Source organism: Lentimicrobiaceae bacterium (assembly GCA_023227965.1).
GTDB lineage: Bacteria > Bacteroidota > Bacteroidia > Bacteroidales > JALOCA01 > JALOCA01.
Window position 1 is genome coordinate 1 of record JALOCA010000059.1, and the last position, 13,541, is coordinate 13,541.

At 42.7% G+C, this 13,541-nt stretch carries 7 protein-coding genes; all 7 read right to left on the reverse strand.

Annotated elements, in window-relative coordinates:
• Positions 1 to 79 precede the first annotated feature (79 nt).
• The gene (locus M0R21_13170) at positions 80 to 1,618 is read right to left on the reverse strand and encodes a GDSL-type esterase/lipase family protein (GenBank protein MCK9618772.1); all 1,539 of its coding nucleotides are present in this window, start codon (positions 1,616 to 1,618) and stop codon (positions 80 to 82) included.
• 76 nt (positions 1,619 to 1,694) lie between these two features.
• Positions 1,695 to 3,176: a hypothetical protein gene (locus tag M0R21_13175; GenBank protein ID MCK9618773.1), complete on the reverse strand. Its 1,482-nt coding sequence runs from the start codon at positions 3,174 to 3,176 to the stop codon at positions 1,695 to 1,697.
• A gap of 34 nt (positions 3,177 to 3,210) precedes the next feature.
• Entirely contained in the window at positions 3,211 to 4,098 is an 888-nt protein-coding gene (locus M0R21_13180; GenBank protein MCK9618774.1) for a family 43 glycosylhydrolase, read from the reverse strand.
• A 157-nt stretch (positions 4,099 to 4,255) separates the two neighbouring features.
• Positions 4,256 to 6,505 (reverse strand): hypothetical protein, encoded by a 2,250-nt coding sequence (locus tag M0R21_13185; protein MCK9618775.1) that lies wholly within the window; start codon positions 6,503 to 6,505, stop codon positions 4,256 to 4,258.
• A gap of 32 nt (positions 6,506 to 6,537) precedes the next feature.
• The gene (locus M0R21_13190) at positions 6,538 to 9,891 is read right to left on the reverse strand and encodes a hypothetical protein (protein ID MCK9618776.1); all 3,354 of its coding nucleotides are present in this window, start codon (positions 9,889 to 9,891) and stop codon (positions 6,538 to 6,540) included.
• Positions 9,892 to 9,955: 64 nt separating this feature from the next.
• Positions 9,956 to 11,290: an alpha-L-fucosidase gene (locus M0R21_13195; protein MCK9618777.1), complete on the reverse strand. Its 1,335-nt coding sequence runs from the start codon at positions 11,288 to 11,290 to the stop codon at positions 9,956 to 9,958.
• A 26-nt stretch (positions 11,291 to 11,316) separates the two neighbouring features.
• The coding region (locus M0R21_13200; GenBank protein ID MCK9618778.1) for a glycoside hydrolase family 78 protein at positions 11,317 to 13,541 on the reverse strand (2,225 nt) is incomplete at its 5' end.

Consider the following 13,541-nt stretch of genomic DNA (forward strand, 5'->3'; position numbering starts at 1 on the left):
ATGTACATCGATAAATGACATGGCTTATTTTCTTGAAATTGCTCATGTCACGAAATTAATAATTTTCAGGCATTGCCTTTTAAACATTACCACCACCAAAGGAGGTGGTTTTAAAGTTTATAATAAACATGATACGTTCATAATTTTGCCATCTTTTTTGAGGTTCTGATGGAACTGGTATTATTTCCTGTGATACCCTGTAGTCAGTAGCCCGTAAAATAAAATCAACAATCGGTTGCGGGTTTTGAAGGCTGTGGGGATGATGGTTCACCCCTGGTTTATGTATTACACATATTGAACCGCCAGCTTCCCTTATTTTTTGTTCAAACGGAGCGGTATTTTCAGCAACGGGCACCACATCGTCTGCATCGCCAACCACATGGAGCATGGGGAAACCAGCATTGGCAATCTGGTCTGTCAGATCTATCGGGTTTCCCTTAAAAGCAATTGCAACTTCTTCTGTTTTGAGGTTAAAATCCTGCTTAAAGGTCTCCCAGTCCCGGGCGCTTCCTTTACCCTTCCCTTTACCTCCCGGCCAGCTCTTAAGGTCAAGAACAGGTGCATCGGCATATATCGCGGCAACCCGCTCGGGATATGTCACTCCCCAGCGATAAATATAAACTCCACCTCTACTCATCCCTTCCATAACAGACTTTTTTGCCAGTCCTGCACGGGTCAAAAGTTGATAGTAATCATTCCATATCGATAACGCTTCTTCGTTCCCAAACAATTCGGCAACATCACAGTAGACAACATGGAAACCCCTTTCGAGCAAGGCAATGTCGGTTTGGGGCTCATGTCCCCAGAAGCGGGCCCGCCAAATCCATGGATGGCAGGGGGCTGAAAGTTTAGGTACCACAACTTTGGCATCTCGGCCACGAAAGGTAAAATCGTAACCCTGAAAACCATTAAAATTAAAAGGTTTGGCATCCTGTGGCAATGATTTTGCAAGCCCAAACAACGGATCAGTTTTCATCCTGACGAACTCACTGATCCTCTTCGCGATCACGGTTGCCCCTTCTGCTGAAGGGTGCACTTTATCGGGTACCAACTGAGGAGATTCGATCAGCAGATTGAACAAATTAATTACTTCGCATCCTGTTTCGTAGGCTATCTGACGGATCATTGGTAGTAGTTTTTCCCTGACCACACTGGCTGTAATGCCTGTGGTATCGGTCGAAAAAACAGGGATCGGCAATAACAGCACGACCCTCGGGTGGCTGGATAACTGCCTGAAAGAAACAATCAAATCCTTGTAATCCTGGACATATTCGCTCAGGAAAATCCGGTTGACCGGCTTGGTATCATTGGTTCCCAGTTTAATAAAGACCCAATCTGGCTGAAAGTCAAGGGCCTTTTGGTATGCAGAAGTTTTCCGGTAAGGAGCATTCCCCTTTTGCAATAAGGTGGTGCCACTTACCCCGAAGTTGCCCACTTCGAAACCATTACCCAGCATGGCGCCCAGTTGGGCCGGGTAACTGTTTATTCCCCGGTTCTCGATCCTGGCTCCATAAGTAATGCTGTTCCCAACACAGGCGATGCGGATTTTGCTTTGGGAATAACCGATGATCGAGGTAAAAAGGAAAGCAAGTAGGACAAAATAGCGTATTGATTTCATTTTCAGAGTATTTTTAAAATTCATTTTCTTTCTTTTATTTATAACAATTCAAACAAAATATATTAAAATCCAACAACTACTTTTTCAATCCTGTAAGATCGGACTCTACTATAATTTTACCATTACCAGAGTTTACTTTTGCCGAAAAGTTGTCATAAAGCTCAATGTTGGATGATGTTCTCAATAATATTTCTTTGTTTTCAACGCTGTTGGTAACCAGATCCATCGCTCCCTTCTGATTGAAGACACATCCGTATATATTGATCTTGGTTTTCAGGTAATCGGGCATCGCTTTGTTGCCATGGAAGTCGATCCGGTTATTTTTGAAACTTGAATTGGTGATCGTCAACACATCGACAGGCGTACCGATTGACAGAAATTCAGTCGGTTGATCGTGAATGACCCTGATATTGTCAAACACAAGCTGCTCCTGCATGGGGATTTCAGCTCCCGGATAGTAGGAACGGCTATACCTGTCGTTATCGAAATGAACTGAAAATCCGATCCGGGGTTTCTCAAGGAAAATATCCCGAAAAATGACATTTCGGACTCCAGCCGTATAGGTGACATCGTTTTGAACGACACCCCAGTTGATACCGTCCAGAACTTTGCTGCCGCTTTCGTGCATGGGCTGTGTGGTTGATTTATACACCGTACCGTCAGCTTTGGCCTGAACGCGATAGATCCTGCCGTTTGAGACTACAGCATCAGATTGCTGCACCTCCATGCCCGGTTTCCAGTCGATCCATGCCCCGGCCAAAATCCGGCAGAAATAGCCAACCGGTTTTTTGTCATCGGCCAGATCGTGGCAATTTTCAATAACACCATTTTCAATCCATCCCAGTTCAGGATTGCCAACAGAATAGTCGTGTGCATTGAGTGCCACAGCATCATCATAGGTCTGAAATATCCCGTTGCTAATCGTGAAACGCTTTCCCCTACCCAAATGAACCCCGTCCTTATCTCCTTTGATTATAACATCGTTAATTATAATATCTTCAAAGGTACAGACGTGGATACCATACTGAGCTTTACCCAGATCCAAACACCTGAAACGATCAATTTTCAGATCCTTGATGTAGAAAAAAGCAAGTTGCCCATGAAGACCATACGCCTCTTTAAAGTTCCGGACGTCCATTCCATTGACAATAATCTGCAAACCTTCGATAGATATATGATTATCATAAGTCCTGGTGACGGCACCTTTGTTCACGATGACATGGGAAAATGTCCCATGTTCATCAACCTTTTTAAGGTAGATGTTGTTCCCAAAAATGATTACTGTATTGCTTCCGATATAAACAGTCCCTGCTACTTTGTAGGTACCCGGGTTACTCACCGTAATTGTTCCTTTCTGATCAACTGCCCGTTGCAGTGCTTTTGTATTTTCGATACCACTTGCTTCGGGAGAAAAACCAAAATCGGCAGCATTCACGAACGTCGCATTCGGAGGTTCAGTTTTTAAAGGTTGTAACTGATAATTAAAAACATTTCCCGATATAGATCCAAAAAGGACGAAAACAAGGGAAAATAAGAATATGAGAATTTTAAGTTTCATAAGTTTATGAGAATTTTAAGTTTCATTGTTGAAGTCATTTCCAGGATAGCTGGGCAACATTTATCCCCCTGTTAGGATATTGTGCACTTGAGATATACCACTGTTTATCCTCACCCTGAAATATTTCAGGTGCATGGGTAGCCAGTTCTGTTACCAATGGTTGCCCATGGAAATCAAGTGGGTTTTTGGAGCAATAAACAAATGAACGCGCATCATAACCGTTATTATTTTTGCCAGCCGTGTCCCAAAGGCACCAGAAAAGATAAAATTTGCCGTCATTCCGTTTAAGTGTCGGGGACTCGCATTGGTAAGTTGCAACTTCCCCTTTGTAAATTTCGACAGGCTCCGTCCACTCCACAAGGTCTTTGGATGTGGATGCCTTGACCACGTTCCCGGAGCAATACACCAAATAGTAGGTACCCTTCCAGACCATTAAGCTTGGGTCGCGCCCAGACTTTTCGTTGATACGAATCGGGCCTGTCGGCTTCCAGACGTATAAGTCCTTTGAAACCGCCATCCTGAATGGGATTGGCCCATAGATCATTTTGAAAAGTTTACCCTGCTTTACAATAGTCGGGGCATGGTTGGCGCTACTCTCACCGGGACGCTGGGCAGGAGGGAGCACTTTGGGTTTGTCAATCCATGAACCCTTTCTGAATGAGCTTTCAAAAGTTTTTCCGGCAGACACCGCATGGAAAGAGGCAAATTCACCCTGATGACGTGACTGGCCCGGTTCTGATGCCGGGTGAGTGATCCCGAAGGAATGCCAATGCTGATCAGGTCCTTTTACAAAACAATGGTCGTTGGGTTGCCATAAGGGATAATAAATACCTGTCTTCAAATCTTTCGTATCAGGTCCCGGAAATACATCACCTTGCGGGTCATAAATTAGAGTATAATCGCTCACTATTAAAGGAACCAAACATTTTTTGTGTTGGGTCCCCTTCTTTATTGACTGTCCTTGTGAGAGGCCAGGAAACGAAAATAAAAGAAAGCCAAGTATTATAAAAAAACTATAGCATTGAATTTTATGATATGAGAAGTTCATGAATAAGATACTAAATTAATTCCTATACCAATCAATATTTATAAATTTTGACCCCCGAAATTGCCTCTCCACTATAATGATTATCTACTCGTTCAAATTGATTGTAGCGCAATAATATCCCCGGAAATTTCTTTTTCGATTCAGAACTCATAGAATGATCTTTATAATATTGTGCGTCAGTATTTACACCTTTCTGTAGCTTTCCTTCGACCACAATCCCAAATTCAGAATTTCTGATCAGGTTCTTTTCGACTAAAACGTCTTCGCTTTGTCCGCTGATACTGATTAAACCATTACTTTGAACTTTATTGTTTCGTAAAACAATACACTTGCTCAGCGGTCCTTCATAATTACCCTGATGTAAGTCACTAACTGTACCCATAACCCCAAAACGCGTGAGTTGATGCCTGTAGTTATGCCCATTTGTTATTTCATTGTTTAATACCTGGTTATACCATGAGGGTTGCCAGCCCCAACCTCTTTGTTCTTGTCCCCATACCAGGAAACCACTCATTCGGGTTCCCTTATTATTGGCAACGATATTTTCTATAGAAGTACCGTAAAACTGCACTGCCCCCCCATCTTCAAAGGTATTGTTCACAATAAGGGCATGTCCACGGAACGGGATAATTGAAATTATCGAGCTTGTGTCTGGGTCAACCAACCAAGGTTGATCCATCTCCCACATTCTTCCTGAATGACTTACCACCCGCCGATATTGGCCGGAACCTTTGCCATCAAGGATACATACAACTGTGTTTCTCCAATCGTTGGCCTCTTTGCTGTATCGCTTAAAAACCGGGTCGGATGCCAGGGTCAGATTTTTCCCATCGGTGTTGGCAATCTTTCCCATATACGCTCCTCCTGTTGCATCAAAAGTAAAAAACTCCTGATCCAAACCGTAAGCATTGGCAAACCGGTTTCTCTTTAGAAGCAAATATTCTGCTGAATTTCCAAAATAGGTTGCAAAATAATTCCCCGTAGCTCCCAGGTCAATACCTTCAAAAACACAATTCTCAAAGATTACACGATTGATTGCTTCACATCCAAAACCGTCTCGCCCGTATCGAACTTTTGAATCACGGATCAGTCCATTCGATGAATTCATTAGCCTGATACCATATGAACCCGCAAGGATATCACAATTGGAAACTTCAAAATGATTCACTCGGTTCAAGTGAATGCACGCATCTATATCTTCAATCTTTCCATTTAGTTTCCTGCCCCGAAACTCTGATTCACGATCTGTCCGGCCAAGCAAAAATATGGGATTGGCCCTGATCCGAACACTGTCGATTTTAAAATAGCCATCATCAACTTTGATAACATTTTTATACATATTTTGACAATACAAACTAAGATTTTCTATACTGAAGGATTTCCCATATAGCAAAGCCTCCGGAATTTCCACCAAATCGTTCCAATACACTATTGTCTTGTCAATTCCGTCTCCTCTAACAACCGTATTTTCAGGAATTTCAATTGCATTCTTGATTTCATATTCACCTGATGGAAAATAGACTATGCCACCATTGTTTTCCCGGGCTTTCTGTAATGCTGATTCAATTCCAAGAACCATAACATCGAATACTTTCAGGTTAGAAACTTTGACATCTGTTATTTGTACACTGACTCCATGATTCCATCCCGACTTTCCTCCATATCCATTGTTTATCCACAACTCATAAGTGCCCGAAGCTACCTGTGCAGGAATATGAACCTGAATATCAAATGGGTCGGCCCGTTCTATAAAAAGTGGAAAAGATTTGCCTTGTGAATTTCGCAACGAGACCTTGCATTTATGACTTTTAACTTCGTCGGATTTGATTTTAAGGCAATTACCAACAATTCGAAGCCAACCGCCAGGACTTGAAGTTTCGCCATTTTCTCCCTGACTCCACCATACTTTAGGGCCATTGAGGAAAATCGTATCTGAGAATGTTTCCCCATCCACAATTCGGCATGCATAAATGCCAGGTTTCCATATCGCAGGGACAACACATTTCAAGTTACTTGAACTTCGCTGTAAGATTTCTACCTCGACCCAATCATTTATGGCAAGAATATTTTCCCGTTCAGGATTCCCAGGTTTACTGTCTTTCACCCTAGCCAATTGAATGGTTGCAGTATTGGAAAAATCACCAGCTTGTATCATAACTGTTTCGTCAGGGCCAACAGGTGAAGATGCCCATATAATACGCGGCCGATTGTTTGAACTAACCGTGAAAGCATTAAAACTAATTATTAAAGACACCAATATTTTAAACAGAATTGATTTCATAACGTGTTAATTAATTTCTAATTATTTAATTTTTAATCAAAATACATAAATACCTTTACAGGCCCAAGCAGCCCCGAAGGAACAGGTTCCGGTTTTGTGTCTTTATTTCTATCATAGGTTCTTGCACTAATCTCAGGCACTGTAAATCTGGGATCAATAGAATAAGGGTTGATGGTTGTCCAAGTATGCTTTTCAGAACCCATTTCAACACCAAGACCATCTCCCATCAACCTGTTGAGCCATGTATTGGCAACTTTTATCTCAAGAGTATTTTCCCCACGTTTCAAAGCTTCTGTAATTTCAACACGGTAGGGCGGTGTCCAGACTATTCCGCAAATTTTCCCATTAAGTTTTACTTCTGCTATTACTTCCACACGACCCAAATCAAGATATATTTCCTTTGAAACAGGTTGATCCCAATTAAATGAAGTTGAATAGACAGCCGATCCAGAATAATATTTAATAGCTTTTTCAGGCCTTTTACTCCAGTCGTCCAGCTTTTCAAACTTTATTGATTCCGGTACTCCCCATCCCGGAGAAAAGTTTACATTCCACGGATTGTCTATGGCCATTTCAGAGTTTGGTACAGAACCGCATTTGTATGATTTTTTTATATTCGGGTTAGATTCTGATTTCCTGAAAACGACAAAAACCGATGCGCATGAATCCAGGCACATGGGAATTACAGTCTGTTTATCTGTCTGACGAAATGATGCAACATCTTTTATTTCCCCAGTCACCGGATCCCATACTTCCGGTTTTTCCCCTGATATTCTGAATTTTGCAGTAAAATTTAGAGAGAATGACTGTCCGTTACTTATAAAATAAATATCAGTACCATCGATATAACGATGAATAAACCGTAAATCATTATCAATCTCTTCAGTACTAAAATCAGGAAATAATGACATGGATTCAAGAACCTCCTTGATACCGATCCCATAAAATACCTGCCCCTTGCCGTAAGAATGCCGGATAATTGTTTTTCCATCGCAATTACCCCATACTTCTTTGCCTATCTCGTCAACAATTTTGTCACATTGCGGGTAATTTTTTAAACCAGGATTTTGGATTGGTCGTGGACCCAAAACAATTGCTCCGGATTGTACCAGTTTTTTGATTTTTCCGGCCGCTTCAGGGCTCATTTTTTCTGAGCTGCGCAATACCAGGAGCTGATAGGATGCCCCACCTGAAGTAACAAGTCTGCCTTTACTGAATGACAAATCATTAATTAAGATTTCAGGGGGTAAAAGGTCGTAATCATATCCTTTTGGCAATTTTAAGAATTTATCAAAATTGTCGTTTCCACCTTCCAACACCATAGGAATCGGTCCTCCCGGTTCTTCTCCATAGAAATATAAGACATCAGCAAAAGGTCTTCCTTGTTGAAGCATAAACTGACACCGTGAAAGATACGATATCCATGCATGGCCCATCTTCCACCATGTCTGCCCACGGGAAAATGCAAGTCCATAAGGGCCAAAGGCCGGACCTGGGTAAATCTTATCAATATCAGGATTATGGGCATATGTGTGGAATACAAATCGGTTGACTCCCGCACACAATGCCCCGTCTCCCTGTGCCTTAAGGGATGCCGGGCAACTCTTCCAATCCAGCTTACCTTGCGTATAAGCCTCTATCGCCACCACCTGTTTCCCTGTGATGTGAGCGGCGGAAGCGGCATACTTCATTGTATTCCCGAACTCGTTCATGGGAACATCCACATGCAGATAATGCTGCACAGGGTCCGAAACCATTGTCTCTCCACCACCACCACTATCCTCTGCATGAACCAGTAACCCGTGCTTGTGTGCAAGTTTCCTCATTCCTCCGAAGAAAGTCTCCGATACCAGGTCGCTCATTGTCTGGCGTACATCGCAAAGGAAGCGGTCGGTAAGTTCGCGATTTTCGATAATGAAGCCGGCAAAAACCGGAAGATAGTTCAATACATCATAGCCCCTGCGTTTCCTGAACTCTTCCCGAAAAACCGGTGACCAATTCTGAGAACCTACTTCCCAGCTATCGAAAGTGATACTTGTAAGACTTTTCGAATTTACAGATGCTCCATCTTTGAGTATTTCACCGGCATAATGATCAAAATGAGTGGAAATTGCCTCCGGGTTAAATTTGTCACATTCCAGGCCGGTTGCTTCGGGCGCTGCCGGTGCATTCTTTGTCCCTGTATTGCGATATCCGACACGCACTACAGTCCATGATTTTCCTAAAGGAGCTGTCCAGGTCAGATTCCTGAACGTATCAAGTTGGTTTGTAAGATCCAGAATATTGTCAAACGGGACTGTGGATCCCTCTTCTGAAGGCAAGACCGGCTCTGAGATAAATGTTCGGCCCAACTCGCCCATCTTACTATTGAGTGAGTAAATTGCAGGGTCTGATGAAAACAAAACCCGCTTTAGCACCAGTTTTGCAGGGCCTCTCCATTCCAGACGAAAGAACCGCGCTGTCGTTTGCGGGATGGCGTGGGTCACGCTTGGATCCTTGCGGTGAAACAGTGAAAAATAGGAAGAAAGTTGGACAATCTCCCGAAATTCACGTCCATCATTACTCTCCAGAACTACAGCGCGGTGTTCATCCGGATTAGTTGCTGTTGATCCGGTAATCGTTAACGAACGACAAGTTACCTCTGTTGGAAACTCGAACTGCACCCATGATGATTGTCCGGCATCTATTGACAGTTCAGAAACTTCCTCAGCTTTAGCATTGTCCCTGATTTCACGATTTAATATATCCGGATCTTTTATAAAATTGCTCGTTATTTTAGGAACTGGCAAGGCTTTTATATCCTTCCAGACAGATGGAGTGGGGAATGCCAAAACGGCAATATCCCGGTAAAATGTATTTCCCTTTTGGGGCCATGATGGTGGAGCTTCCAATTGTAGCGTCGCACCGCCTGCGATATTATGTTTTGTGTGGACGATGTGCATCATATTCTTGTCCGGCGTAATCCATGGACCTCCGGAACCATTCCATCCGGCACAGTTCTGAAAATTGAATGTCAATCCCAACCGGTCACATTCGGTTAATGCATGTTTTACACACTCATGCCATTCCGCGCTAAGACAGGGAGTATTCGGTCCTGTCTCACCCATACGCGAAGTACTGAACATTGTCACTCCTTCTAGCCCGATTTGCTTAATTGCTTCCAACTCTGCGGTAATCCTTTCTTTACTGATCCGACCTTCCCGCCAATGCCACCAGGTATGGGGTTTTGCAGAATCCGGGGGATTTAGGAACCCTGTCTCAAGTTCTTCTGAAACAAATACCCTATTCCTTTTTCTGTCCATGCAATAAAGCTCTCCTGGCATACCTCCCAATATTATTCCGGCTGTTCCTAAAGAGATATTTTCGATGAATTTTCTTCTCCTCATTTTCAATGAATTTTCCTGATTACGCTGCTATTTTCATGTCTAAGGACAATATTTTGTTCCTGCATCAAAAGCACTCCATCTTTTTTATTAAAGGAGTATCTTCCGACTTTGTTATTTCAAACTTAATCCCTGTATACATTTTACCCTCAAGTTTTTCGATCCGTTTATGCCCGATACAACTTCCTTTGCTCAACGACTTCCATTCCCTGTTTTCCATTCCATAGAGATTGTATTCCCGGACCCGCTCACCTTTCGAAATTTCTTCCCGGATAACCACATAATTGACTGGCTGAGGCAATTTGAAACGGATGGTAAAAACATTTCCTTTCCCGGATGTTGCCCCCAATGGTACTGAAAATTGTTTTTTTACTTCCTGCCCAAATTCCTCAAGACGTTTCATATCCTCATCCGGCACCAATCCACGCGAATCGACCACGATGCCCACGAGCATATTGGTATTTTGGCCTACAGTTTCGTAATACCGGTTCATCATATCATCCAGGGTGCGTATCCGATCCTCTTCCCCTTCGTGCCAAAACCATCCCCCCTGGAAAGCCGGCTTTTCTTTGGTCCATTTTCGAAGTGCAAAATCGGCTTCCCCGGGGCACCAGAATTCCCCGGATGGATTCCCGTGCAACCCTTTAATCTGGATTACCCCTGTAGCTGAGGTTGTGGAATCTGCCCTGGCCCAGCAGGGATAGGGGGCTACTCCACTTTCATTTCCAACCCACCTGATATTATTTATATATCCATAAGGGCCTTGAAAGGCAATCGCTTCGGGCTGGTACTTTTTAAATAACAAAGGAATTTCTACCCCTCCTTTTTCGGGTGGCAACACTCCGCCATCAAACCAGACTTCGAAAAGTTTACCATAGTTAGACCACAGCTCAGTGAGCTGAGTTTTTACGACCTCTTTATACTTTTCCTGTTCTTCAGGATTTCCGGAAATCACAAAACCCGGATTATTCACTTTGAGATAGGCGTTAACTGATGCACTGGCATAAATGCCAGGTTTAATGCCGTACTTTTTACACGACGCGATAAAATCTTTCACGATATCGCCTTTCCCATTTCTCCACGGGGTGTTTTTAACGCTGTAAGGATGGGCTTTGGTAGGCCACAAACTGAAACCGCTACAGTGTTTGGCTACAAGGACGGCATAAGTCGCCCCCGCCGCTTTGGCTGCCCGGAGCCATTGGTCTGTATCAAGTTCCTTAGGATTGAAGACAGAAAGATCCGGCTGGTACTTCCAGTTTGCCCTAAACTTATAGGTTGGTTCAAAAACCTGCAGGTCAAAGTGGAACATGGCTCCAACTTCAGCATCGGCCCATTCAAGTTGGGATTTGGTGGGCAAAACCTGATTAGAAGGTTCACCGGAAGATATTATAAAGCAGATCATTAAAAAAAATATCATTTGAAATTTCATCATTGCTGTTTTAAAATCGAGTGTTGTAAACTGAACATATAATTGCCGCTACCAATTTCAATTTTAACTTTTCCGTTTTCTGTTGAAACTTTGTATAAACCATCATTCGGTAAGGGCAGGTTATTGAGTAAAATACTTTTTTCTTCACCATTTTCGAAGCAGACAGTAGCCGATGAATTTGGTGGGACTGAACAAGTATAAATCATTTTATCGTCTTCAAGCTTCCATGCTGATTTGATGGTTCCATAAAAAGTATTTAATTCAGCAGAAGTTGATTTCAGACCACCACCTTGATGTGGTTGAAGGATAAAATGCTTATAGCCTGGCATTTGCGAGTCAATAATAATTCCAGCAACATAACTATAAAGCCATTCACCAATTGCACCCAATGCATAATGATTAAAGCTATTCATGGTGGCAGTTTGGAACGAACCATTGGATTTCTGTCCGTCCCACCGTTCCCAGATGGTTGTCGCCCCTTGAGTCACCTGATAAAGCCACGATGGATATTCTTTTCGCATCAGCAACATAAAAGCTAAGTCAGCATAACCGTGATCCGACAGGACTTTACAAAGTAATTGGGTTCCAACAATCCCCGTGGTCAGATGTTTCATTTTCCGGACATCCTCCGCCAGATAACTGGCAGCTTTTAAAACCAAAGTATCAGGTATCAGCCCAAAAGACAAAGCCAGGGCATAAGCGGTTTGAGTGTTTGAAACCAAACGACCGGAAGAAGTAACATATTCATTCAGGAAAGCTTTCTTTATACTCCGAGCCAGTTCTTCGTATTTGCGGGCATCATCTGTTTTGCCAAGAATTGTAGCTATCTGTGCCAACAGCTCTGTTGAGGAGGCATAATAGGCATTGGTAATCAAATCTTTATCTGTTATGGCTGCAGGATTATCCTGCTCGTCAGAAGCAAAAGCCAGCCAATCACCAAAACCGTAATCGCCTGTCCACAGATTATCTTGTCCTGATTTCTGGTGCATGAATTCAACCCAGGCTTTCATGCTCAAATACTGGTTTTGAAGGATCCTTATGTCTCCATAAGCCTGATAAACTCTCCACGGTATAACAACCGCGGCATCTCCCCACCCGGCACTAATACCCCTACCACTCAGGGCATCCGGAATTGTTCCAGGGACTCCACCATTTTTAAATTGGTCAGCAGATAGGTCAAACATCCAATTTGTATAAAATGGTGCAACACTAAAATTAAATGCTGCTGTTGAACTGAAAAACTGTGCGTCACCAATCCATCCGAGGCGCTCATTGCGTTGAGGACAATCAGTTGGGACTGCGAAGAAGTTACCTCTCTGAGTCCATTGAATATTATGCTGCAATTGATTAATCAATGAGTCTGAACAAACGAACGAACCAGTTAACGGCATGTCTGAATGAATTACTATCCCCGTAATGGTATTCAGGTCAGGGATACCAGTGAAATGTTCCAATTTCACGTACCTGAATCCATGATATGTAAAATGAGATTCGAAGATTTCTTCTCCCACTCCATTTAATATGTACTTATCGGTAGCTTTTGCTGCACGTAGATTATCGGTATAAAAATTTTCTTCTTTGTCAAGCACTTCAGCAAACTTCATAACCACCCAATCGCCCTTTTCTCCCTTTACTTTTAATCTTACCCAGCCAACCATATTTTGTCCCAAATCATAGACTATTTCCCCTTTAGGAGTCTTAATAATTTTTTTTGTCTTAATTTCAGTAATCGCCCTGATAGGATAACTACGGGAAGCTACAAGAATATTTCGTGGATGATCGAAAATTTTAGCCTGAGAAAAGGTTTGAGAAACAAAACCTGGCTGATCCCACCCAGGGATATCAAGACGGGCATCATAAATCTCCCCATTATAAATATCTGATTCAATGATCGGTCCATTCCCGGTTTGCCAAGAGCCATCTGTCGTTATCTGATTAACAGTCCCATCAGTATATTTAATCTCAAGCAGTGCAAACAGAGATAGCTTATCACCATAATAATTCCCAGCTTTGGTAAGCACAATATTCCCACGGTACCAGCCATCGCCAACAACAGCACCGATGGCATTTTCAGGTTTTAACATGCGGATAACGTCGTAAGTCTGGTATTGCAACCGCTTGTTATAACTGGTCCATCCGGGAGTAAAAAGATCCGAACCCACTTTTTTCCCGTTCAGAAAGACCTGATAAAGTCCTAATGAAGTAATATACAACCGGGCTGACT

Bases quoted from the DNA above. Each gene is read 5' to 3' on its own strand.
- M0R21_13190 (MCK9618776.1), bottom strand. From the start codon at position 9,891: ATGAGGAGAAGAAAATTCATCGAAAATATCTCTTTAGGAACAGCCGGA.
- M0R21_13170 (MCK9618772.1), bottom strand. From the start codon at position 1,618: ATGAAATCAATACGCTATTTTGTCCTACTTGCTTTCCTTTTTACCTCG.
- M0R21_13195 (MCK9618777.1), bottom strand. From the start codon at position 11,290: ATGATCTGCTTTATAATATCTTCCGGTGAACCTTCTAATCAGGTTTTG.
- M0R21_13175 (MCK9618773.1), bottom strand. From the start codon at position 3,176: ATGAAACTTAAAATTCTCATATTCTTATTTTCCCTTGTTTTCGTCCTT.
- M0R21_13185 (MCK9618775.1), bottom strand. From the start codon at position 6,505: ATGAAATCAATTCTGTTTAAAATATTGGTGTCTTTAATAATTAGTTTT.